Below are 22,970 nucleotides of genomic sequence, written 5' to 3'. Positions count from 1 at the left end.
GGCTTCCCCGCAAGGCAGGGAGCGTCAAGCCACGGCTCGTGGGCCGCTCAAGGGCAGCACGACGGTGAACGTGGCGCCCTGGCCCGGGGTGCTGGTCACGCTGATGCGGCCTCCCAGGGCCTCCACGAGCTGGCGGGTGATGAAGAGGCCCAGGCCCAGCCCGCCATAGTGGCGGCTGGATACGGCGCGTTCGAAGCGGCCGAAGATGCGCTGCGCGTCTTCCGGCGGAAGGCCGATGCCGTGGTCCTCCACCTCCAGCGTCGCCTGTGTTTCGTCCGAGCGCACGCGCACGTCCACGGGGGCGCCGTGGCCGTACTTGAGCGCGTTGGACAGCAGGTTGGTGAGCACCTGCTCCAGCCGCATCCGGTCCCACTGGCCCGTCACGGGGACGGGCGAATCCACCGTCACCTGGACCCCCGCTGTCCTGGCTTCCGTCTCGAAGCGGCGGACGGCCTCGTGCACCATTTCGTCCAGGTCCACGGGCTCCAGGTTCAGCTCCATCCGGCCGCGCGCCAGCCGGGATACGTCGAGCAGGCTGTCTACCAGGGTCGCCAGGCGCGACGTCTGGCGCTCGCTGGACTGCACCCGCTGCGCGAGCTTCTCCACGTCCAGGGGCCCCTCGCCGCGAAGCTGGCGGTACAGCAACTGGAGCTGGAGCTTGAGGTTGGTGAGGGGCGTGCGCAGCTCGTGCGCGGCGATGCTGAGGAAGTCGTCGCGCACCTGGACGGCGTCGCGGGCCTCGCCGGTCAGCCGCTGTTGCTCCGTGTTGGCGGCCTCGGCCACGGTCCGGGCGCGGACCTGCGAGCGGGTGATGAAGAACAGCAGCAGCGTCACCAGCAGCCCGGCGCCCACGACGGTGCCGGGCTGCCCGGTGGTGCTGGCATCGGTGAAGGCCTGGCGCGCGTTGAACCGCAGCGTCCAGGTCTGGCCGGCCACGGGTATCCTCACGTCCTGCTGGAGGGCGGGGGCACCCCGCGATGCCGGGGAGCTGGACGCATAGAGGAGCGCGTCGTCGCGGACCTCCGTCCCGTCGTACACCTCCAGGTCGATGGTCTCCTGGAAGCCGATGAAGTGCAGCTCGCTCATCAGGTCCTCCATGGCGAGGGGGAGGTAGACGAAGCCGCGCAGATTTTTGGTGGGGGGGCCGGGGGGCTGGGCGTCCTTCGGGCGGATGTACACGGGGATGAAGATGACGATGCCCACGCGGCCCGCGGCGTCCTCCCAGCCTTGGATGAGCCGCACCTTGTGGGTGGCGGCCTGGCGCCTCGTGCCCAGTGCGCGCAGCATCGCTGCCCGGCGGCTGGGCTCGGTGAGCATGTCGAATCCCAGGCCCTGCTGCGTGCGCGCGTCCAGGGGGTTCATCATGACGATGGCGGTGTAGGCCTCGCGTGGGCCCGGGGGCCACACGGGATGGCTTGGCTCCTGCCTGCCGCGGACCTTCGCGTCGTACCGGGCCACGTCCTCTGGCCGAAGCCACCGCGCGAAGCCGATGCCCTCCAGCCCTGGGAAGCCGCGGTTCAGCTCCAGGCTCTCCAGGTAGGCGTCGAACTCCTCCCGGCTCACGAAGCGGCTGCCGGTGAACAGTCCATGCACGCCCTGGAGCAGGGTCTGGTTCAGCTCCAGGCGCTGCTGGAGGCCCAGCACCCCGTCATGGACCGCGCCGTCGAAGCGGCGCAGGCGGCGCTCGTGGATGCTCTGCTGCACATAGGCCGCCGACGCGGCGGTGAGGAGCAGCCCCACCAGGACCACGCAGTAGGCGGCGGCGTTGCGGCGCAGGTGGGAGGAGGAATGCGGTGGCACGGTGGCGGAAGAAGGCTGGAATGGTGTCCACCCGGGGGCCAGTGCCGGACGGTGCTCTTGTAACGTCCTGGCCGGTTCGCGCGTTCGCCAGGTGAATGAGTGGGTGGGATTCCGTTCACCCGGGTACCGGAGGGCCTTGGCATCCGGTAGGGCATGGCAAGCGAGCGAGGGAGGCAGCGTGCGGCACGTCATCGTCGTGGGTGCGGGACCGGGGGGCTTGTCGGCCGCCATCAACCTGGCGGGGCAGGGCTTCCGGGTCACCGTGGTGGAGAAGGACGCGGTGCCCGGGGGGCGGATGAAGGGGCTGACGCTGGGCGCGTCGGGCGAGTACGCGGTGGACACCGGGCCCTCCATCCTCCAGCTGCCGGGCGTGCTGGAGCAGATATTCCGGCGCGCGGGCCGGCGGCTGGAGGACTACGTCAAGCTGCTCCCGCTGGACGTCAACACGCGGGTGCACTTCTGGGACGGCACGCACCTGGACACCACCCGGCACCTGGACCGCATGGAGGCGGAGCTGGCGAAGTTCGGCCCGCGGCAGGCGTCCGCGCTGCGCCAATGGATGGAGGACGGGCGGGAGAAGTACGGCATCGCCTACGAGAAGTTCATCTGCACCTCCGCGGACAACCTGGGCTACTACGCGCCGTGGCGGCTGGCGCCCACGCTGCGCTTCAAGCCCTGGCAGACGCTGTACCGGCAGCTGGACGGCTTCTTCCACGATGACCGGGTGACGTACGCCCTGGCGTACCCGTCCAAGTACCTGGGCCTGCACCCCACGACGTGCTCGTCGGTGTTCAGCGTGATTCCCTTCCTGGAGCTGGCCTTCGGCGTCTGGCACGTGGAGGGCGGCTTCCGCGAGCTGTCGCGCGGCATGATGCGCTGCGCGGAGGATTTGGGCGCCACCTTCCGCATGGGCACGCCGGTGGAGAAGGTGCGCGTGGACGCGGGCCGCGCGGTGGGCGTGAAGCTCGTGGGCGGCGAGGTGCTGGAGGCGGACGCGGTGGTGGTGAACGCGGACCTGGCCTATGCGGCGCGGTCGTTGATTCCGGCGGAGGCGCGGGAAGGCTCGCGGCTGACGGACGCGGCGCTGGAGCGGGCGAAGTATTCGTGCAGCACGTTCATGGCGTACTACGGCCTGGACACGGTGTACGCCGACCTTCCGCACCATCTCATCTACCTGTCGGAGTCCGCGCGGCGCACGGACCGTGACGCGCTGGAGGACCGGCACGTCGACCTGGAGGACCCGCCCTTCTACGTGTGCAATCCGGGCGTGACGGACCCGTCCGGCGCGCCGGCGGGCCATTCGACGTTGTACGTGCTGGTGCCCACGCCGAACACGGGACGTCCGGTGGACTGGGCGAAGACGGAGCAGGCGCTGCGCGAGCGCATTCCCGCCATGCTGGAGAAGGTGGGGCTGAAGGGCGTGCGCGAGCACATCCGCGAGGAGCGCTACTTCACGGCGGAGACGTGGCGGGACGACTTCAATGTGTTCCGGGGCGCGGTGTTCAACCTGTCGCATACGTGGCTGCAGCTGGGGCCGCTGCGGCCCAAGGTGAAGAACCGAGACATCGAAGGGCTGTACTTCGTGGGCGGCGGCACGCATCCGGGGAGCGGCCTGCTGACCATCATGGAGAGCGCGAACATCGCGGCGGACTACCTGACGCGCGAGGCGGGCAGGGGCCCGCTGCCGGGCTGGCCGTATGTGCCGCCGCTGGAGCCGGAGGCGCCCGTTCAAGCTCGCGCGGGGTGAGCGCCGCGCCAGCGGGTGGCGCGCCCACCCGGCAGGAGGGGAAGGGCCGCCCGCATCCGCCGGGAGGGACGGGGACGAAGCTGGCATAGTTGCGAGGCATGCCCTTCTTCATCCCATTCGCGGTGGGTGGCCTGGTGCTGACGGCACTGGGCCTGGGTGTGCGGAAGGTGCTGACGGAGACTGGCGTCACCACGCCAGAAGATGCCCGGCTGGCCCAGGCGCGTGAGCGGCACCGCGGGGCGGTGGCCGCGCTCCGGGCGGACCGCCTCCAGGTCCGCGATGGCGTGGCCTCCCACGGCGCGCTCCAGGCGCGGGTGCACGCGGAGGTGCTGGTGCCCTTCGGCGCGCTGTTGGCGCGGCTGGAGCGCTGGGGGCACGTCCAGGAAGCCGAGCTGCTCGAGCCCGAGGCGCTGGAAGCGCTGCGCGCGCTCCTGCGCGAATCCCCGTCCCGCGCGGCGCGGCGAAACGGGCCCCTGTTGGGCGCGGGTGTCGAGGTGCCCACCGAGCTGGAGTCCGTGCTGGCGTGGCTGGACCGGGGCTGGCTGGACGAGGATTCGCCGCCGGTGGTGCTGGATGGGACGCCGCTGTACGCGGCCATCTCGGCCCGCGCCATCCTGTCAGGGAGCGCTCCAGAGGAGGGTGCGCGGGCGCTCGATGAGGCCTCCGCGCTGCTGGTCCGGACGACGGCGTTCCTGGGGGCGCTGCGCACGCGGCTGACGGCGCTGGAGCAGCGGGTGGCGGGACTGCATGGGCGGGCCTCGGCGCAGCTCGCCTACCTGGACGCGGCCAGCTTCGAGGCGGGCGGCGAGGAGCCCCGGGAGCGGCTGACGCGGCTGGCGGTGCTCGTGGGCCAGCTCGCCGTGCTGCTGCGCACGCCAGTGCTGAGCTCGGAGGGGCGTCTCACGCCCATGCTCGCTGCGCGTGCGGAGGACGACGTACCTTCCAACAGCTGATGCGGTGGCGCGCCCGCGCTCGAGCACGGGCGAGCCGCCACATCAGACGTAGCGTTCAGCCAACTGCGACACCTGTCCCGTCGCGTGGCTCACGGCCGAGGCCGCCTGCTGCGTGGTGTCCAGGTGCCGCAGCGTGTCCGTCGTCAGCTCATCCAACTCGCGCACCGCCGCGAAGAGTTGGTCCACGCCCGCGTGCTGCTGCGACACGGCCTCCGTAATTTGCCGCACCGCCGCCGCGGATTCCTTGGACAGGCCCGCCAGCTCGCGCAGCCGTTCGCCGCTGTGCCGCAGCGGCTCCAGTGCCTCGGCCACGCCCTCCGCGCCCTGGTCCGACATCGCCGTGGCCTGCTGGGTGGCCGTGGCCATGCTCTCCAGCAGCCCGCGCACCTGGTTGGTGGCCCGGACGGACTGGTCCGCCAGGTCGCGCATCTGCCGCGCCACCACGCCAAAGCCCTTGCCGTGCTCGCCCGCGCGCGTGGCTTCAATCGCCGCGTTGATGGCCAGCATGTGGGACTGGTCCGCCAGCGACTTCACCACCTCCGACACGCGGCCCACCTCGCGGGCACGCTGCTCCAGGTCGAGCATCTGCTCGTGCAGCCCGGCCGCGATGTCGCGGATGACGGTGAGCCCCTTCTCCGTGCCGGCCAGGGACTCCTCACCCAGCTTGCCCACGGCGGCGGCGCGCTCGGCCACCTGGAGGATGCTGGTGGCACGCGAGTGCGTGACGTGGGACGCCTGCTGGATTTCCTGCGCCGTGGCGCGCGCCTGGTGCAGCGCCACGGCCTGCCGCGACAGCGTCTGGTTCTGCTGGGAGCTGGCCTGTGACAGTCGCTGGCCCGCGTCGGCCAGGTCTCCCGCGGAGGCGCGCAGCGAGCGCGGCATCTCCTGGAGCCGCTGGTACAGCTGCCACGTGGACGCCGCCAAGTCGCCCACTTCATCCGAGGAGACCCACTGTGGCGGCGTGGCGCGGCCCTCCACCAGGGCCTCCAGGGACGCACCCACCGCGCGAGCCCCCCGGGCCAGCCGGCGGGCCGCCCAGGCCGCGGTGAGGATGGAGCCCAGCGCGGCATACCCGCCGAGCACCACCACCGGTTGCACCAGCTCCGCCTCCAGCGGCCGCACCGTGGCCTGCACGCGCTCGGCCGCCGCGGTGTCGCCCTGCGCCGCCAGGTCCGCCGCCAGCGCGCCCATGCCGCGCTCCAGGCGCAGGTGCAGCGTGACGATGCTGGCCAGACAGGTGATGAGCAGCGCGGAGACCACCATCGCGGGCAGCAGCCAGAGCTGGCGCGTGGCGAAGCCCTCACCCGCGGGCTTCGTGCTGGGCGCGCGCTGATAGGCGTCCAGCACCGTGGGCATCATCACCCGTTCGAACAGCATGTACGCCAGCGGGCTGCTGAAGAGGCCCGCGCTCACCGCCACCGCCACGCCCACCATCACCACCGACGCCGGCCGGTCCAGGAGCAGCACCGCGCCGCCGTTGAAGAGGATGCCGCCCAACGTCCACGACACCATCATCTCCACGAAGGCGATGCTGGAGGGGATGCGAATGAGCCGCTCCACCCGCGTCGTCCCCTGGGCGCTCAGGGCGCGCTTCATCAGCCACGGCATCACCACCAGCGGCTGCACCACCGCGCACAGGCCGAGCACCACCGGGGTGATGATGCCCAGGAAAATCTTGAACTCCCGCGCACCCGACAGGTCGAGCAACTGCATGTCGACGTAGACCGCGGGCGTGAAGGCCACCGTGGTGACGACAGACCGCAGCAGGTAGAGCCGGCGTAGCAGGGCGCCAGGGGTCGGTAGCGAGGAGGTGGCCATCGGGGAAGCGGTGCTCCTGGGTAGCAGTGACCCCAGCGTGCGTCCCGAATTGCTCGCCGTCAATGTCCAGTCCCGTTCCGCCTCATCCAGCGTGTATGGAAATGCGGCGCTTGTCAGAGAGTGGCTGGCATTGAATTCAAGAATTGCTCGTCTCTGCTCTTCGCGCCTGGTTGCCGCTCAGGCGAGCGGCCCTGGGGCGCCTGCGCGGCCTTTCTGGAATGCCCACACTCTGACTCGAACGCGCTGTCTGTTGTGAAAGGAGACCCGTCATGGGCGAGTGGACCGACAAGGCCAAGGGCAAGGTCAAGGAAGTGGTCGGCGTCGCGAGCGGCGACCGTGAGCTGGAGGCCGAGGGCAAGCGTGACTCCGCCAAGGGCGCCATCAAGGGCAAGATTGAGGACGCCAAGCGCGCCATCAAGGACGCGGTCGACTCCGACAAGCCGCGCCGGGGAGAGCCCTAGTCGTCCTTCCCGGCTCCTGCCGGGCGCATGCATGTGAATGATTCGGGCCGCGAGGAAGCCTTCCTCGCGGCTCGTTTCATTTCGAGGTGAGGACCAGGATTCCACGTTCCTTCCGTATTGAGTGCTGGACGGCATTCCATGCCGTCGCAGGCCCGAACGAGGGGGAACTGCTCCATGTATGTGTCGCGAGATTCGTCGTTGAGAGGAGACGTGTGTCCGCCCGGGGCACACGCGCCCGCCAGAAGCCGGCGTCCGCGCTGGCTCCAGGGCGTGGTGGCCGCGTTGGCGCTCTGGGGCTGCGGTGAGCCCGCGCCCGAGGGTACTCCGCCGCTCGCTGAGCCCGTCGTCACCCGGACCGCCGAGGACGGCCTTGCCTGCACACCGGACGACATCGCGACCGGTGACTGGACGTGTACCGGCGGCTTCACCTACAGCCTGGAATGTTACGGGCGGCAGACGAGCGCGGCCTGTGGCGTGGACACGAGCCAGAAGACGTGTACGTCCTACGACACGTGCCGGCACGCGGACTTCGGCTTCACGTTGGGCGTGCACCAGGCCGTGCTGGGGTTGGGCACACGGCCCGGCGCCTCGTGCGAAGCTGCCGCCCAGGGCTACATGGCAGCGAATGCGCCCGCGTCCACGTGGGGGGGCATCACCTGGACCTGGTACATCGGTGGCAGGCCCCCGGGGGGCGGTACCTCGGAATCCATGCTCACGGGAGGCGGAGCCCTCGAGCGCGCGGCGCCGGGCGTGGGCGAGGAGTACTGCTACATCACCTACGCCAACTACCCGGTGCAGCACATGGGCACGGGACCGCAGTGCGGCACGGTGGAGTCGTCCTGCACGGTGGCCTGCCTCAACCCCCAGACGTGCCGGGTGAATGGCGCCTGGGTCACCGACGCGGCGCAATGCGGAACGATGACGGGCCCCTGCGGCCCTGGCAGTGGCGCGCCGCTCAACGGCACCTGCCGCGATGTCAGCCACGGCGTGGCGCCGGACGCGGAGTGCGGCGCGGGCTTCGTGGAGGGCCAGGCGCCCGCTACCGCTACCCAGGCGCAGGTACAGGCGCAGGCGCAGGCGCAATGGGAGGCCTCTGGGAGCCGCGGCGCGCCCGTCTATGACGCGCCCATCCTGTGCTCGGAGTGCCGCAGCACCTTCTCGCTGACCGCGCAGGAGGTGAACCGGCGCGTGTACGCGACGGTGGCCATGTCCCGGCCGGACCCCCGGCTGCACCTGCAGGCGGGCGTGGCGTACTTCCTGGCCCGTGACAACCCGGCGCTCTCGCAGGCCGAGCTGACGGCGGCGCTCAACGCCGTCTCCACCGCGTTGAACGTCTATCCCTTCAACCCGGCGAAGGACGGCTCCGGCCCGCGGGTGCGGACGATGATTCGCATCCTCGCGCGGGCCCAGCCGCACGTGGCCACGACGACGGTGGCGGGCAGGGCGCTGCGGGCCTATTCGCAGGCGCTGCTGGGCAGCATGCACAATGGCCCGAGCCTGGAGCGTGACCTCGTTACCGCCCACTCGCTGGTGGAGCGCTACGGGGACGTGGAGGTCTTCTCCGAGGAGACCTGGGGGCGGCTGCATGACCTGGCCCAGGGCAACGTCGCGCTGGCGGCGGTGGTGAATGGCGGTGGCATTGGCGCGGGCGTGGGCGCCCACACCACGCAGACCGCGGCGCAGATGCTGGCCATCCAGCCCATGGGCCCCCTGGCGGGCTTCGTGCTGCCCCGGCTGGCGAACGACGGGAGCCTGTCGGCCACGAAGGCGGACGCGCGAGGCTTCATCCTGACGGCGTCCACCGCGGGCCTGTCCGCGGCGCAGCAGTACTCCGACATGCTCAACAACCTGAACGTCGCCGAGCAGGCGTACCGCGCCTCCATCGCGCTGAAGAAGCCCGGGCAGACGCTGGCGCTGGCGGAGGGCGGCGCGGCCGAGGCGTCCCTGTCCGGCACGCCGACGGCCGAGGAGGCGGCGCTCCAGGCGGCCATCGACGCGGCGAGGGCGCGGGGCACCCAGCTCAAGGACCAGCTCAACGGCGTGCGCGAAGGTGTGACGGGCGGCCTGGGGCTGGTGGCCGAGCTGTTCAAGAAGGACGGCGAGACGCAGTTCGCTGCGGACATCGTGAGGTTCGCCAGCGCGCTGAACACGACGCTGGAGGCGGTGGCGAAGTACGCGGAGAGCTCCGTCAAGATCGCGGAGAAGGTCTCCAGCTTCCTCGACCTGGGCATGAAGGGCTTCGAGATTGTCAGCGGCGCCATCTTCACCGGGCAGCTCATTGGCGCCGCCTTCCAGCTCTTCTCCCTGCTGCGCGGGGCGGCCCAGCCGCCCATCGAGCAGACCATCCTCGAGGAGCTCCGCAAGCTCCATCAGTTCGTCGAGCAGATGCAGTCGCGGATGTTCACCCGGTTCGATCGGGTGGACCGCAAGCTCAATGACATCCACCGCGACATGCAGGCCCGCTTCGACCTGGTGGACTGGGAGCTGGGCCGGGTGAACCAGAACGTGGAGGAGGTGCAGGCGTCCTTGCACTCGCTGCATGTCGGGCTGAACCGCGTGGACCAGAACATGTACGAGTACTTCACCGACACGAAGAATGACGCCTTCGAGCTGGCGGCCTGGTCCTACCTGGACTGGAACGAGCGTCACTCCACGCCCATGCTCTACGCTGACTTCACGCTGGCGGAGAACCAGTTCTCCAAGTGGGGCGCGGTGGACGCGCATAACTCCACGATCCTCGCGGGCATCGACGGGCGCGGCTCCAACCCGGACGTCAGCCCCGCGGACGAGCTGTCCAGTCACAAGCTCTCCTACAACATCAACTACCTGCGTGAGTTCCCTGTCCAGTTGGGGCTGCCCATGCTGCACGGCGAGCGCATCTCCAGCCCGAAGGACTGGATGTCCGGCGCGGAGGCCTACGCGCAGCTCTTCGAGGAGCAGCCGGTGCTCGGCGGGCAGATGGTCTCCTCGCGCCACAGCAGCCTCATCACCGCGGGCACGCAGCTGGACACCGCGCTGCGCAACCTCGGCAAGCCGTTGTTCGCCGGCATCCACGCGCGCTACCTGGGGGACTGGGCGTGGATGAAGGCCCTCATCGAGCAGGCGGAGTCCGACTGGCGGCACAGCCCCGCCCGCGGCCTGCACGGCATCGACCTGTGGGGCGGTCCGGACCAGGAGCCGGCGGCGCACTACCTGAAGCCAGGTGAGAAGCCCATCGTCCCCTGCGGCGGCGGCGACTGGGGGGACTACAACGAGGACGGCGCGCCGGACTACCTCGGCGTGAACCCGGCCCGCTGGAACCACGACGTGCTGCGCCCGCTGCTCATCGCGGACAACCTGAACGTGGACCAGGCCACCATCGACCTGTGCGGCGAAGGAAGCTGGCAGCTCTACTCGGAGGTCTTCACGGGCTTCGGGGGCCTGTACGAGCGCAAGTACCGGCTGGAGTCCACGGTGTATGTCCGCTACACCTACTGGGACACCGCGACGAACACGTCGAAGTCCGAGCGCGTGTTCACGCACCGCTTCACCGGCGGCCATGATTTCGTCACCCTGGTGCGCGGGGTGGACCGGCCCACCTACAACCCGAACACCGAGCAGAATCCCCAGGAGTGGATGGCGAAGCGGTGGGGCTACGTCTCGCAGAACATCGCGTCGTTCGACTACGCCTGGGCCAATGACTTCCGCGCCGCCGTCCGCACCCGGATGGTGGACGTGCTGAAGAACCAGCAGCGCCAGTTCTACGGCCACGTCGCCACGCGCATGGGCCAGGCGGGAGACGCGCTGCAGGTCCAGGCGAAGCGGATGACGGGCACGCGGCTCTTGTGGCAGTCCTACGCGGCGCTGGCGCTGCCACTGTCGCTGGACCACGACGAGTACCTGCGCGGTCTGCTGTACGGTGAGGACGCGGTGCTGTCGGGCTACGACACGCCGCAGGACGTGGAAGTCACCCCGGTGATGAACGACGTGATGGACATGTACATGTTGTTCAGCGCCCCGAACGCGCAGCCGGCCCACAACATCCTGGCGGACCTGCACCCGGCGGTGACGACGCGTGCCGACCGGCTGAAGGCCGCCATCGACGCGTCCCTGGATGCCCAGGCCGAGGCCGGAGGCCCCGAGGCGAGCGCCTGGGTGGAGCCGACGCTGCTGCGGCTGCGGCTCAGCGTCCCGCAGTGACGCTCACGCGGTGACATGACCTGAGGTGGCGCGGGCCACGGGGGACCTTCCTCCGCGGCCCGTGCCGTTGCTACCGCTTCGCCACCGGCGGGCACGCGACCTCGAGGAACGTCGTCGTCTTCCCGCTCAGCATGACCCACAGGCAGCGCAGCACGCAGCCCGTCCCGAACTCCCGGTAGATGAGCCCCAGGTTGGCGACCACCTCTCGTCCGGTGATGACCCCGCGCATTGGCACTTCCCCCTTCTTCAGCGTTCCGCCCGACCCCGCCACCCACCCCGCCTGTCGCTGCCCGCCCGGACCCCTCTGCAAAGCATCGGCCGTGCCTCGCTCGGACCTTCTGTCGGACTTCGAACATGCCAAGCAGGCCAAGCCTCGTGAAGGACGCCTGCTCTCCCTTCTTCTCGGTGGGTACGGCCGCCGGGTTGCTGGAGATTTTTCAGGGAGCCGCTCCTCGGCACCTCTGCACACCGCGGGGTGTTCCCTGGGCGGAGGTGGGCCTGTTCCGGAGGCCTGCCCGGTCGCGGACTTTGCGACACGTCGAGCCCGGTGGCGCCTGGCGCGCGGCGCCTGAATCTTCGAGGTGTGGATGACGCGAGGCTCCGCGTGGCCGTCCACGGAGCGGTGGAGCAACCGGATGCCTCCGGGATGCTGCAAGGCGTCACCTTCACCGCTACACGCACACTCACAAGGTGAGTCGGGTGGAAGGGAAGGAGGGATGGAGATGAGGTCGTCACAGCTTTCGAGGCCGGCATTGCCGCTGCTCCCTCCAGGGCTCGCCCGGGGGCAGCGGGGCGTGTCGCGCCTGGTGGTGGGAACGGATTTCTCGCTGCGCTCCGAGTTCGCGCTGGCGCGCGCGCTGCGCCTTCCGCTGGCGCACGGGAGTGTCTTCTGCGTGCTGCACGTGGCCTCCGTCCTGGACGGGCAGGAGGGGCCGGGTGGGACGCTGTCGGGTGCACGCTGCCTGCGAAAGGCGGTGAGCTCCGTGTGCAGGCGGCTGCGCAACCGCGTGGACATCGACGTGCGCGAGGAGCTCGGGCGAGGGGACCCAGTGGAGGTGGCGTCGGCCGTGGCGCGGATGTCGGGCGCGGAGCTGGTGGTGCTGGGGCGTCCCCATGTGACGTACCCGGTGCGTGCGCTGGCCGAGGATTCGACGGTGCGGCGCATGGTGCGCCAGCTGGGCGTCTCCGTGCTGGTGGTGGTGCCGCACCCGGTCCGGCCCTACGGCAGGCCCCTGGTGGCGGTGGACTTCTCACGCGAGTCGCGCAGGGCGCTGGAGCTGACCTTGCGCCTGTGCCCGGCGCCCGCGCGGGTGGACGTGCTGCACGTGGTGGACACGGCAGCGCAGGAGGCGGAGCTGCGCCGCGACCAGGCGCCGGCCGAGCGGTGGCTGCTGCTGCGGCAGGAGCGGGAGTATCAGGCGCGGGTGGCGCTTGGCCGCTTCCTCGCGCCCTACCGGGAGGCGGGCCGCGAGCTGGAGGTGAGGGTGCGCTGCGGCGAGCCGGCCGAAGAGGGCATCCTGGCGGAGGCGTTGGAGCGGGGCTCGGACCTGCTGGCGCTGGCCATGTCCGCCGTGGAGGCGCGCACGCCGCTGACGGAGCAGGTGCTGGCGCGCGCGGGCTGCGACGTGTTGGTGTCGCGTCACCTTTCGCCCGCATCCTGAAGCAGGAGGGCGCGCTCCGCGTTATGAACGCGGACCGTGTCTCCTCGTCCTACAACAGCCCCTGCCGCCCCGGTGTCGCTCAAGGCCCGCTTCCAGAACGCGGGCAGCCTCTTCAAGCAGCTGCCGGGGACCTTCCGGCTCTTCTGGCAGGCCAGCCCGCGCGGCGCGGTGGTGCTGGGCGCGCTGACGCTGGTGGCGGCGCTGTTGCCGGCGGCCATCGCCTGGGTGGGCAAGCTCATCGTGGACTCGGTGGTGGCGGCGGCGCAGGGCTCGGTGGAGGCCCGCTCGCGGGTGTACGGGCTGGTGGGGTTGGAGTTCGGGTTGATGCTGGGCTCGGCGGTGGTGGACCGCGGGCTGACGCTGACGCGCGAGCTGCTTCGCGCCAACCTGGGAAACCTGCTCAATGAGCGCATCCTCCAGAAGGCGCTGGCGCTGGAGCTGCATCACTTCGAGGACTCGGCCACCTACGACAAGATGCAGAACGCGCGGCGCGAGGCGAACAGCCGGCCGCTGTCGCTGGTGACGCAGGCGTTCTCCATCGTCCGCAACACCATCACCCTGGGCACCTTCGCCGCGTTGTTGGTGGCGCTGTCGCCGTGGAGCGTGGTGGTGCTGGTGGCCGCGTCGGTGCCGGCCTTCATCGCCGAGGCGCGGCTGGCCATGGCGGGCTTTCGGCTCTACTCGTGGCGCGCGCCCGAGGGACGCAAGCTGAACTACCTGGAGTGGATTCTCACGCGTGACAGCCACGTGAAGGAGGTGAAGCTCTTCGGGTTGGGGTCGCTCGTGCTGGGGCGCTACCGCACGCTCTTCCAGAAGTTCTTCGCGGAGGACCGGGCGCTGGCCTTCCGGCGGATGGCCTGGGGGCTGGGACTGGGCATCCTCTCATTGGGCGCCTTCTACGGCTGCTACCTGCTGGTGGCGGGCCGCGCGGCGAGCGGGACGATTACCGTGGGCGACATGGTGCTGTACCTGAGCGTGTTCCGGCAGGGGCAGGCGGCGTTCCAGGGCATCCTGACCAGCGTGGGCTCCATGTACGAGGACGCGCTCTTCATGAGCAACCTGTTCGCGTACCTGGACATCCCCACCGGCGGCGAGGCGACGCGGGTGCTGCCACCGCTCTCTCCGCCGCGTGGGCACGACAGCGCCATCGAGCTGCGCGACGTGTCCTTCCGTTATCCGGGGAAGGATGCGTGGGCGCTGAAGAACGTGTCGCTGACGCTGAAGCCGGGACAGAAGCTGGCGCTGGTGGGAGAGAACGGGGCGGGGAAGAGCACGTTGGTGAAGCTGCTCCTGCGCCTGTACGAGCCGGTGGACGGCGACATCTTCTACGGTGGCGTCAACCTGAAGGACATGGACGTGGAGGACCTGCGCAGCCGCTTCGGAGCGGTGTTCCAGGACTTCGTGCGCTACCAGTTCAACGTGGCGGAGAACATTGGCCTGGGGCACGTGCCGGCGCTGGAGGACCGGAACCGCATCGAGAAGGCGGCCGAGGAGGGCGGGGCCAGCGGTGTGATCACGGCGCTGCCACAGCAGTACGACACGATGCTGGGCGGCTGGTTCGAGAAGGGACAGGAGCTGTCGGCGGGGCAGTGGCAGAAGCTGGCGGTGGCGCGGGCCTTCATGCGCGACGACGCGGAGGTGCTGATTCTGGACGAGCCCACGGCCAGCATCGACGCGGAGGCGGAGCACGCGCTGTTCGAGCGCTTCCAGGCGCTGGCGGCGGACCGGATTGCGATTGTGATTTCGCACCGCTTCTCCACGGTGCGCATGGCGGACCAGATTGCCGTGCTCCACAACGGGCAGGTGGACGAGCTGGGCAGCCACGACGAGCTGATGGCGAAGGACGGCCGCTACGCGCACCTGTTCCGGTTGCAGGCGCGCGGCTATCGGGACTGAGCGTCAGGCGCGCTCGCCACGCAGGCGTGCGATTTCCGCCCGAGCCTCGGCGAGCTGGCGCTCGGCGTCCTCACGGCGCTGGGTTTCCTCGGCTCGCAGACGGGACTCCTCCGCGAGTTGCTGCACGAGCTCCGCGCGGCTGGCCTCGAAATGGAAATCGCCTTCCGGCGGGTTCGCCTCTGAAACGGGGAATTCAGACGGAAGGCTGTCGACGATGCGCTGACGCTCCTCAGGGGAGAGTGCGTCCCATATCTCCTGGGGCGGCGCGCGCGGGTCATCCGGGTCGACGTGGTAGGGCTCGAAGGGCATGAGGTCGTGGATGAGAGTAGGCCGCGCCGCCACAAGGGCCAAGTGGCAGGCAAGGCAGCGGTCATGCCATTGCTGGGCGCGTGAGAATTCTCGGAGGGTGATGGTCTCCGTGGCGCTCGAGTTTCGTGCGCGCATGTCACTGACTCATGGCAGGTTCTCTCGCCATGTCGCGTGCTCAAGCTCCGAAGAAGCTCGATGTCGCTGCGTTGATGAAGAAGGCGGACAGTCTGCTGGACGAGATGCCGCCGCAGCTGGACCAGGCGATTCCGTTGCTGCGTGAAGTCGTGGCGGCGGAGCCCGAGCATCTGCTGGGACTCCACTCCCTGAGCTGGTCCTTGGACCCGGCGCGGCGCATGGAGCCGCACCGTTGGGAGCAGGAGTTGAAGGCCGAGCACTGGCGGCTGCGCGACCGCATCCTCGAGCTGACGCGAGGAACGAAGCCCGGCGGCGCGCTGACGCTCGCCCATCGTGCACGTTCGCTGGCCCTGAGCCAGTGGGCGGAGGACCTGGTGCGGCGCAAGCCGACCGTGGCGCAGCTCGACGAGGCGGAGGCCGCGCTGGACGAGGCCAACAGCCTGCGGGAGCTCGCCGACCACCAGCGTGGACGCCGCGGGCTCGAGGCCTGGCGCGCATTGACGCAAGACAAGCCGGAGAAGGGCTACCGCGAGTTGCTCTCCAAAGTGGCGGAGTCCCCCGGCATGTGCGCCCAGGGCGCGATGGGCGATGACGACTCGCTCAACTTCCAGGGGCTGGAGGGCGCCTTCTCCGATGAGGGTTTCCTGGCCTGGCTGCGGAAGCAGAAGCCCGCGGCACGTCCCGCGGGGAAGAAGGGCAAGGACCTGGATGCCGGGCTCCTGCTCGCGGCGGGGTTGGATGCGAAGCCGTTCTTCGGCCCTGGCTTCGAAGGGAACAGCCGCACGGGCCGGGTGCTGGCCTTGGTCGCGCTGGGGGCGGCCCTGGAGGCGAAGGATTCCAGCAAGCACAGCGTGCTCCACCTGGCCGCGATGGTGGATGACGCGGCGCTGGTGAAGGAGTTGCTCCGCCTGGGAGTCGCCGCCGACGGGGTTGATTCGAAGAAGTCCACGCCGCTGCATGTCGCGGCCGAGCACGGCAGCGTGTCCTGCATCGCTCCGCTGGCGAAAGGCGGTGTGCCCGTGGATGCGCTCGATGCGTCAGGGCGGACGGCGCTCTTCGAAGCGCGTCAGGCCGACGTGGCCCAGGCGCTCATCGACGCGGGAGCGAATCCCAATGTGGGCAAGGGCTGGACGCCGCTGCACCAGCACGCACGCTTCAAGGAGCGAGGCCCTGTCATCGAGGTACTGCTCAAGGCGGGGGCGGATGTCTCGCTGAAGAACGGCAGCGGCCAGACACCCGTGCAGGAGGCGATTGAGCACAAGAACGCGTCCCTCGCCCAGCTCATGGGGGCCAAGGCTTCCTCGGGCAAGGCCGGCGCGTTGGACGTGCAGCGGCTGCTGGAGGCGCTGGAGCGTCAGCGCAAGACGCTGCTCAAGGCCTGGTACTTCGAGGACAAGAACGTGGACGGCGTCGAACAGGTCCTGAAGGGGCTCGCGCTGCAAGGTGCCACGTCATGGGACCAGCTCGCGGCCGCGCTCCAGGGCGAGTTCCCCTGGACGGCCATGGCGGTGGTGCAGCTCGCGCGGGACGTGCTGCCGGCCGAGGAGAAGACGCCTCGTCTGTCCAAGCTGCCGCGCTTCGTGCGCGGGGACCTCGTGGTGAAGGGCGACGTGCACGTCGACGGGCCGCTGCTCGTGACGGGAGACCTCACGGTGGAAGGCGTGCTGCGCAACGCGGGGATGGAAGGGATGCTGGTGGTGGGCGGCACGCTGCGCGCCACCGGTGTGGACACGGACGGCGAGGTCGTCGTGGGCAAGGACCTGGACGCGCAGGTGGTGTGGGGCCACGGCAACGACGCTTCGCTCCGGGTCGGCGGCGTGCTGAAGGCGGACGTGGTCATCGCGGACGACCACGACATCCAGGCCAAGGTGAAGGCGAAGCACCACTACGAGAACGGCGAGTTCGACGCTTCGGACGCGGCGCTCAAGAAGGTCTTCGTCGCGAAGGCCTTCGCCAGGTCAGAACTGGACCGGGACAAGCTGTTCAACGTGCTCCGTAAGGGTGGGGGCGTACAGGTGTAGGCGCGCCCCTGGGGGCCGGGCCTGGGGCTTCCGTTTGGAGGACGTCCGCCAACAGGTGGAGCTCTGGTGCATGCGCGGGAGGGCGAACACGTGCCCTTTAACGCTGTCACGGCGAGCCGCCAGCGCACATGCCCAGTGAGGATTCGGCACGGGCTTTGTTCCGGTTCCTGTCGTCGCCCGTCTCGAATCCATGAGCGGCGTCAGGCCTGGGGCAGGTGGTCCCGCACCACGCCGAGCCAGTACTCCTTCCCGTAGTACTGGCTCATCTTCCCGATGAGCTTGCCCTCGCGGAACAGCAGGAACGTGGGGATGCCGAAGAGTCCGAAGCGCTTGGCCAGGTCCTCGTACTGGTACGCGTTCACCTTGACGACGCGCATCGGAGCGTCATCCAGCTCCGCCAGCAGCGCGGGCTCGGCCGCCGCGTAGATTTCGCAGTTCGGGCAGCCGTCACCCCAGAAGTCCACGACCACCAGCTCGCCCTTGGGTTCCAGGACCAGTTGGTCGAAGTTCTCCGCCGTCCCCTCGTAGCTCACGGGATGTGCCATGGCCTCCTGCCTAACGGGCTCGGGTGTCGTGTTCAACCTGCTCACGGGGGCGCGGCTCGAAGCCCTCGCCGGTGCCTCCGCCCCGGCGCTCGTACACCGTGCCGGCGGGCAGTGGGCCGTACCAGATGGCATCCTCGGGGCCGTAGAGCAGCGGATGCGGGCCTCGCGTTGCGTTGAACACCCCCACCTCGCCCCCCTCCGGAGGCAGGGTGAACGGGAGGTGCCACGGTCCTCGGGCCACGTCGCCGCTCGCTTCCGACCGGAGGGCCGCGCTGGGCTCCAGGACGCCGGCTGGGAGTCGGTAGCGCACTGTTGCGCGCAAGTCCGAGGTGACTTCGTAGTCCTCCAAGCGCAGTGGGTCGGGGCCGCGGTTGTGTAGCTCCAGGGAGCCCGTACTCCCCGAGGCGACCGCGCGGATGACCAGTGGGCCTGTTCCGTGCGCCTGCAGGACATCCCGTGCTCGACGCGCGTGTGCTTCGGAGACGGATGGGTCTTCGCGCAGCTCGGGCTCCACGACCTTCCACAGCACCTCGATGTGCGCCAGGGCCTGCTCCTCGGAGAAGGGGCCCGCTCGTGCGGCCGGGCGGCTCACTATTGGGCGCTCTGGCCGGGCTCTGGGCGGTCAGGCGAGTGGGCTGTTGCCGCGTTGGGACGCTTCACCCGGCGGAGGATGGATCAGCGGAACACCTGAGCCGCTCCGGAACGCGGGCGGCTGGAGCGGGCGCCAGGGGCATCACCTTCGTGCGTGAGTCCTGTTTTTCCGGAGGAGGGGATGGGTTGGACAGTGGGTACGGGTTTTCAAGGTATGCCTGCGCGCGGGGGTGGCCGCCATGTCAGCCGGAGCGAGTTGGATCAGCTCTGGCGCGGTGTCATCAAAAGCCAAAGCCCGCACTGCTCAGGAGCGCTCAGCCGCCGTAAGGTTGTGCGACTGGATGTCGTGGAGGGGTCATGCACGAGTGGTTGGAGGCACTTCGCAAGTCGGTAAAGGCATCGTCAGCTGGCGTCTCTCCCGAGGAGATTCGCCGGGCCGAAACGGAGTGCGGCGTTCCATTCCCCGACGAGCTCACCGACCTGTATCAGGCGTTCAACGGGGGCGAGCTCAACGGTGAGGTTCTCCTCTTCCGTCTGCACGGCGCGGAGGGAGACCCGAGCGTCCTGGAGAAGACCCGCCTCAAGCTGGAAGGGCTTCCCGCGGCGGGGCTGTGGCGCATCGGTTTGAAGGGGCCGCACCGGCACCTCTTCGCCTCGCGCAAGTCGGCCATGGTGGAGCAGGGCGACGGTGGCGGTCCGTTGCCGGCCTGGGTCGAGGCGCTGGATAGCGACGACTGGGTCTATGGCACCTGGGAGGGCGAGAAGCGGCAGATGCGGCTGTACCGCTCGTTGAAGGACATGCTCGACGTGCTCGTGCCCCCCGCGGAGGTGGAGAGCTTCGGTGAGCGCACCTTTGCCCGGGCGATGAACGCCGTCCTTCAGGGGGCGCTATCCGGCGTCCAGGTTGACGAGGAGGAGGCGGAGTCCGGCGAGGCTCCACTCGGTGCGGCGGCCGAGGCTGAAGCAGCCGAAGAGGCCGAGCAGCTCGAGGAGGCGGAGCTGGCCGATGAGGAGGCCGCCGAAGTGGAAGTCGAGGAGACGGAGGTACGCGAGCTCGCGTACGAGTACGACGACGTCCGCCCGTCTTCCCGTTACGAGGATGGGGCCGGCCCGAGAAAGGCGCGCGCGCAGGCCCAGCAGATACCGCTCGCCATCGGTGGCGCTGGCGTGCTGTTCCCGAAAAGTGCGTCGAGCAAGGTGCAGGGTGTGAAGAAGGCCGCCGCGGAGCCTGCTCCCGCGAAGGCGCGCCCCGCGAAGAAGGCCGCGATTGAAGCGGCTTCGGCGGAGCTCCTTGCTGGGACAGGGGAGTCTGTTTCATCGCCGGAAACTGCGCCCCAGAAGGCCGCCTCGAAGAAGTCTCCCGCCAAGAAGGCTGTTGTGTCGGAGGCCGCGGCTCCGAACGTGGCCGCTGAGGTGCCCGTCGTCAGCGAGGTGAAGGCAACGAAGGCGGCCCCCGCGCGCAAGACCGGTGCGAAGAAGGCGGCAACCCAGGCGTCGGCTGCGGAGGAACCGCCTGCGCAGGAGTTCCCTGCCGTGGCGGAGGTCTCGACGACGGCGGCGTCTCCGAAGCGCGCGGCGAAGAAGCCCCCCGCTGTGAAGGCGGCAGGTGCCCGGGATGTCGCTGCGGTGACGTCTGCTGAGAAGGGGACGGCGAAGTCTGCTGCTGCCCAGAAGGCCACAGCGAAGGTCCCCGCCCAGACGGGTGTGGCGAAGAAGTCCGCCACCGCGAAGAGGGCGACGAAGGCCCCTGCCCAGAAGGGCACTGAGAAGAAGCCTGCCACCGCGAAGGAGGCGATGAAGGCCTCTGCTCAGAAGGCTGCGGCGAAGAAGTCCGCCACCGCGAAGGGGGCGACGAAGGGCCCTGCCCAGAAGGGCGCGGCGAAGAAGGCTCCCGCGAAGAAGTCCGTCACCGCGAAGGCTCCGGCTCGGAAGGGCGCGGCGAAGAAGGCCCCTGCTCAGAAGGGTGGTGCAAAGCGGGCCGGTGCCCCGAAGGGCGCAGCGAAGAAGGCGGCCGCTCAGAAGAGCGCGGCCAAGAAGGCCGCTGCTCAGAAGTCCGGAGCGAAGAAGAGCGCCGCGAAGAAGGGCTCAGCCCAGAAGCCAGCGGCGAAGAAGGGCGCACGCGGCCGGTAGTCACGGGCTCGGAGGCAAGGCGCGCTCCCGCGCCTTGCCTCGACGTCGCCTCACCGTACGTCTATCCCTGCGGTAGCTTGTCGAAGTCGATGGGGCGGATGCGGTAGCCCGGCTGTGCCGTCAACTCCAGCGGCTCTTCCTCCTCATCACCCCGGCGGAACTCATGAATCTCGTCCGGGAGGATGTCGCGGAAGTCCGGCTCCTCCTCCAGCGGCGGGGTCGCCGCCAGGTCCTGGTCTGAGATGTTGATTTCATCCTCACCGGTGTCCGGATTCATGTGACGCCGAGAGGTGGACTCGCCCACGTCATCTGACCCCAGCTTCTTGAATCGCATGGCCTCTCCTCGGAAAGCGCGGTGGGTCGGCTGCCTTCGTCTCAAGAATGAGAACCCGCGGGGGCCCCGGCAATTCTCGCCGCCCGCCTGCCTGCCATGCCTGCCCGTGCCTCAACGCTCCGGGAGCACGGTGCGGCCGGAGGGGTAGGCGGGCTCCACCTCCAGCATCACCATGGCCAGGGCCAGCACGCGCGACAGCGTCTCACGCACCTGGTAGCGCCACGGCGTCGGCCGTCCCTCGTCCGCGGCCACGCCCCACGCGTCGATGCCCACCGAGTTCGCGATGAACAGCGCCCGCGTCAGGTGGAAGCGCTGAGTGACGAGCACTGCCCGCTTCGCGCCGAACACCGTGGAGGCCCGCAGGCAGCTGTCATAGGTGGACAGCCCCGCTTCGTCGCCCTGGACCGCGCTTTCGGGCACGCCGTGCTCCACCAGGTAGCGCCGCATGGCGCGCGTCTCGTGATGGAAGGGCTTCGTCTGGTCCCCGCTGACGAGCACCGTCTGCACCTTGCCCTGCTGCCACAGGGCGATGGCCGCATCCAGCCGCTGGGCGAGCACGGGGGAGGGCACCGCGCCCCGCGCCAGGCCCGCGCCGAACACCAGCGCCACGGGGGCCTGGGGCGCCTGCTCCAGCGGGACGATGCGGTCCTCGTAGCTGAGGCGGACGAGGTGGGAGAGGGCAAACAGCCCCAGCCCACCCGCGGCCAGGACCGCGAGGCCTCTACGCAACCACACCCATCTCGCACCGCCTGGCTTCATGGACCCCGAGAACACCGGTAGAGGGGCCATTGTGTTCCGGGCGCCCTCCACCGGAAAGCCCAGAGCGACATCCCTGTCTCAGGGGGACGTGCCCGCCTGGGAACCTGCCGGCTTGGGCGCGAACCGCTCGACGGCCTCCAGCAATTGTCGGGGCTCCACGGGTTTCTTCAGGAATGCCGCCACGTTGTACGAGGACGCATAGACGGCCCAGTCCCTGGGGTTCATCGCCGCCATTCCCGCGGACAGGATGATGACCGGCACCTGGGCCAGGGCCTCACTCGCCTTGCGGGTGGTCAGCACCCGGTGGCCGTCCATGACGGGCAGGGCCATGTCCAGCACCATGAGGGCAGGGCGGGGATGCTGGGCCAACTGCTCCAGGGCCTCCCGGCCGTTGCGCGCCACTCGCACCGCGTGGCCGTGCATCTCCAGATAGTCCTGAAGGGCCTCACAGATGTCCACGTCGTCTTCGACGATGAGCAGCGGACCGGATGACGTTTGAACCACCATGCCCGCAAGGTAAGTCCGTGTCCTACCGCGGGGAGGGGCTGTCAGGGGGGCTTGGCCGCCTGCCATATCCGGTGGGGCGGGCGATCGTCTGCCCGGCGGCGGCAGGCATCCGTTGACCGGCTCCCGCCCCGCCTATATAGGGGGCCCCGTCTTACCCTGCCCCGCCTTCCTTCTGGACAAAGCGGGTCGAACGCCCCACAGGAGCTCCCCGGTCCATGGCGTCCCTTCGCGACATTCGCAAGCGCATCCGCTCGGTGAAGAACACGCGTCAGATCACCAAGGCGATGAAGATGGTTTCCGCCGCGAAGCTCCGCAAGGCGCAGGACGGCATCCTGGCGGCGCGTCCCTACGCGACGATGCTGGATCAAATCATCGCGGACCTGGCCGCCCGCGCCGGGGATGAGAGCCTCAGCCACCCGCTGCTCGCGGCCCGCCCGGTGAAGCGCGTGGAGCTGGTGCTCCTCACGTCGGACCGAGGCCTCGCCGGCGGCTTCAACTCCAACGTCATCCGTCGCGCCAACCGGTTCCTCTACGAGAACACGAACCTGGAGAGCATCCGCCTCTCCACCGTGGGCCGGAAGGGCAACGACTTCTTCCGCAACCGCGGCCAGAACATCCGCAAGGACTTCGGCGGCCTGTACCAGCGCCTGAACTACCGCGCCGCCGCGGACGTGGCCGAGGAGCTGGTGGCCAGCTACCTCAACGGCGAGGTGGACGCGGTCCACATCGTCTACAACGAGTTCGTCTCCGCCATCGCCCAGACGGTGAAGGTCGCCCAGCTGCTGCCGTTGCAGACGCTGGGGACGCCGGGCCAGGCTCCGACGGAAGGCTCCACCGCGCTGGTGGACTTCAAGTACGAGCCGGACCGTCAGGCCGTGCTGGACCGCCTGGTGCCCCAGGCCGTCAACATCAAGCTCTACCGCGCCCTGCTGGAGAGCGTGGCCAGCGAGCACGGCGCCCGCATGAGCGCCATGGAGAACGCCACCTCCAACGCGACCGACATGATTGGCAGCCTGACGCTCACCTACAACCGCACGCGTCAGGCGGTCATCACCAAGGAGCTGATGGAGATCGTCTCCGGCGCCGAGGCCCTGAAGTAGGGCATTCGCGCAGCCTCGCCCCCA

18 protein-coding genes are annotated in these 22,970 nt (G+C 69.6%); 9 read left to right on the top strand and 9 right to left on the bottom strand.

The genetic code is table 11. The features are described from left to right. Positions 1 to 24 precede the first annotated feature (24 nt). Positions 25 to 1,800: a CHASE domain-containing protein gene (locus OZ403_RS36575; protein ID WP_140800283.1), complete on the bottom strand. Its 1,776-nt coding sequence runs from the start codon at positions 1,798 to 1,800 to the stop codon at positions 25 to 27. 178 nt (positions 1,801 to 1,978) lie between these two features. Here OZ403_RS36575 and OZ403_RS36570 point away from each other — a divergent pair, with 178 nt between their 5' ends. Both OZ403_RS36570 and OZ403_RS36565 read left to right on the top strand, forming a co-directional pair. Then, positions 1,979 to 3,547, top strand: a complete 1,569-nt coding sequence (locus OZ403_RS36570) for a phytoene desaturase family protein (protein WP_140877775.1) — start codon at positions 1,979 to 1,981, stop codon at positions 3,545 to 3,547. Between the two features lie 98 nt (positions 3,548 to 3,645). Beyond that, a complete protein-coding gene (locus OZ403_RS36565) occupies positions 3,646 to 4,500 on the top strand; it encodes a hypothetical protein (RefSeq protein ID WP_268782922.1) in 855 nt (284 codons plus the stop codon). A 42-nt stretch (positions 4,501 to 4,542) separates the two neighbouring features. Here the strand turns inward: OZ403_RS36565 and OZ403_RS36560 are convergent, their stop codons facing one another. After that, positions 4,543 to 6,318 carry a methyl-accepting chemotaxis protein gene (locus tag OZ403_RS36560; protein ID WP_140795811.1) on the bottom strand — a complete coding sequence of 592 codons (1,776 nt, stop codon included), beginning with the start codon at positions 6,316 to 6,318 and terminating at the stop codon, positions 4,543 to 4,545. A 269-nt stretch (positions 6,319 to 6,587) separates the two neighbouring features. Between OZ403_RS36560 and OZ403_RS36555 the strand changes: the two genes are divergently transcribed. Together OZ403_RS36555 and OZ403_RS36550 are read left to right on the top strand one after the other, a co-directional pair. After that, the gene (locus OZ403_RS36555) at positions 6,588 to 6,779 is read left to right on the top strand and encodes a CsbD family protein (RefSeq protein WP_140795810.1); all 192 of its coding nucleotides are present in this window, start codon (positions 6,588 to 6,590) and stop codon (positions 6,777 to 6,779) included. A 174-nt stretch (positions 6,780 to 6,953) separates the two neighbouring features. After that, positions 6,954 to 10,958, top strand: coding sequence for a hypothetical protein (locus OZ403_RS36550; protein ID WP_268782921.1), 4,005 nt, complete (start codon positions 6,954 to 6,956; stop codon positions 10,956 to 10,958). A gap of 70 nt (positions 10,959 to 11,028) precedes the next feature. Here the strand turns inward: OZ403_RS36550 and OZ403_RS36545 are convergent, their stop codons facing one another. Then, positions 11,029 to 11,187, bottom strand: a complete 159-nt coding sequence (locus OZ403_RS36545) for a hypothetical protein (RefSeq protein ID WP_167371045.1) — start codon at positions 11,185 to 11,187, stop codon at positions 11,029 to 11,031. 352 nt (positions 11,188 to 11,539) lie between these two features. On the opposite strand from OZ403_RS36545, the gene OZ403_RS36540 reads away from it, so the two are divergent. Beyond that, entirely contained in the window at positions 11,540 to 12,619 is a 1,080-nt protein-coding gene (locus tag OZ403_RS36540) for a universal stress protein (protein ID WP_140795808.1), read from the top strand. A 72-nt stretch (positions 12,620 to 12,691) separates the two neighbouring features. Beyond that, on the top strand, positions 12,692 to 14,515 hold the full coding sequence (locus OZ403_RS36535) for an ABC transporter ATP-binding protein (protein WP_140796727.1): 1,824 nt from the start codon (positions 12,692 to 12,694) through the stop codon (positions 14,513 to 14,515). A gap of 3 nt (positions 14,516 to 14,518) precedes the next feature. Here OZ403_RS36535 and OZ403_RS36530 read toward each other — a convergent pair whose 3' ends face one another. After that, complete coding sequence (locus tag OZ403_RS36530) at positions 14,519 to 14,824, bottom strand: hypothetical protein (RefSeq protein WP_237081615.1); 306 nt, start codon at positions 14,822 to 14,824, stop codon at positions 14,519 to 14,521. A 146-nt stretch (positions 14,825 to 14,970) separates the two neighbouring features. Between OZ403_RS36530 and OZ403_RS36525 the strand changes: the two genes are divergently transcribed. Next, positions 14,971 to 16,980: an ankyrin repeat domain-containing protein gene (locus tag OZ403_RS36525; protein WP_328285486.1), complete on the top strand. Its 2,010-nt coding sequence runs from the start codon at positions 14,971 to 14,973 to the stop codon at positions 16,978 to 16,980. Between the two features lie 200 nt (positions 16,981 to 17,180). Here the strand turns inward: OZ403_RS36525 and OZ403_RS36520 are convergent, their stop codons facing one another. Together OZ403_RS36520 and OZ403_RS36515 are read right to left on the bottom strand one after the other, a co-directional pair. Next, on the bottom strand, positions 17,181 to 17,525 hold the full coding sequence (locus OZ403_RS36520) for a thioredoxin family protein (protein WP_140795806.1): 345 nt from the start codon (positions 17,523 to 17,525) through the stop codon (positions 17,181 to 17,183). 10 nt (positions 17,526 to 17,535) lie between these two features. Continuing rightward, a complete protein-coding gene (locus OZ403_RS36515) occupies positions 17,536 to 18,117 on the bottom strand; it encodes a hypothetical protein (RefSeq protein WP_268782919.1) in 582 nt (193 codons plus the stop codon). A gap of 356 nt (positions 18,118 to 18,473) precedes the next feature. Here OZ403_RS36515 and OZ403_RS36510 point away from each other — a divergent pair, with 356 nt between their 5' ends. Then, the gene (locus OZ403_RS36510) at positions 18,474 to 20,246 is read left to right on the top strand and encodes an SMI1/KNR4 family protein (protein ID WP_268782918.1); all 1,773 of its coding nucleotides are present in this window, start codon (positions 18,474 to 18,476) and stop codon (positions 20,244 to 20,246) included. A 61-nt stretch (positions 20,247 to 20,307) separates the two neighbouring features. On the opposite strand, the gene OZ403_RS36505 is transcribed toward OZ403_RS36510, so the two are convergent. The 3 genes from OZ403_RS36505 to OZ403_RS36495 form a co-directional block, all read right to left on the bottom strand. Next, positions 20,308 to 20,580 (bottom strand): hypothetical protein, encoded by a 273-nt coding sequence (locus tag OZ403_RS36505; protein WP_013937437.1) that lies wholly within the window; start codon positions 20,578 to 20,580, stop codon positions 20,308 to 20,310. Positions 20,581 to 20,691: 111 nt separating this feature from the next. Continuing rightward, the gene (locus OZ403_RS36500) at positions 20,692 to 21,369 is read right to left on the bottom strand and encodes a SanA/YdcF family protein (RefSeq protein WP_140800279.1); all 678 of its coding nucleotides are present in this window, start codon (positions 21,367 to 21,369) and stop codon (positions 20,692 to 20,694) included. 48 nt (positions 21,370 to 21,417) lie between these two features. Beyond that, on the bottom strand, positions 21,418 to 21,846 hold the full coding sequence (locus OZ403_RS36495; protein WP_237077781.1) for a response regulator: 429 nt from the start codon (positions 21,844 to 21,846) through the stop codon (positions 21,418 to 21,420). Positions 21,847 to 22,061: 215 nt separating this feature from the next. On the opposite strand from OZ403_RS36495, the gene atpG reads away from it, so the two are divergent. Next, positions 22,062 to 22,946: an ATP synthase F1 subunit gamma gene (gene atpG, locus OZ403_RS36490; RefSeq protein ID WP_140795802.1), complete on the top strand. Its 885-nt coding sequence runs from the start codon at positions 22,062 to 22,064 to the stop codon at positions 22,944 to 22,946. Positions 22,947 to 22,970: the final 24 nt, after the last annotated feature.

Origin of the sequence: Myxococcus sp. NMCA1, from assembly GCF_026810205.1 — a bacterium.
Lineage (GTDB): Bacteria > Myxococcota > Myxococcia > Myxococcales > Myxococcaceae > Myxococcus > Myxococcus xanthus_A.
Note: the sequence above shows the minus strand (reverse complement) of the source record. Positions and strands in the feature narration are given on the sequence as shown.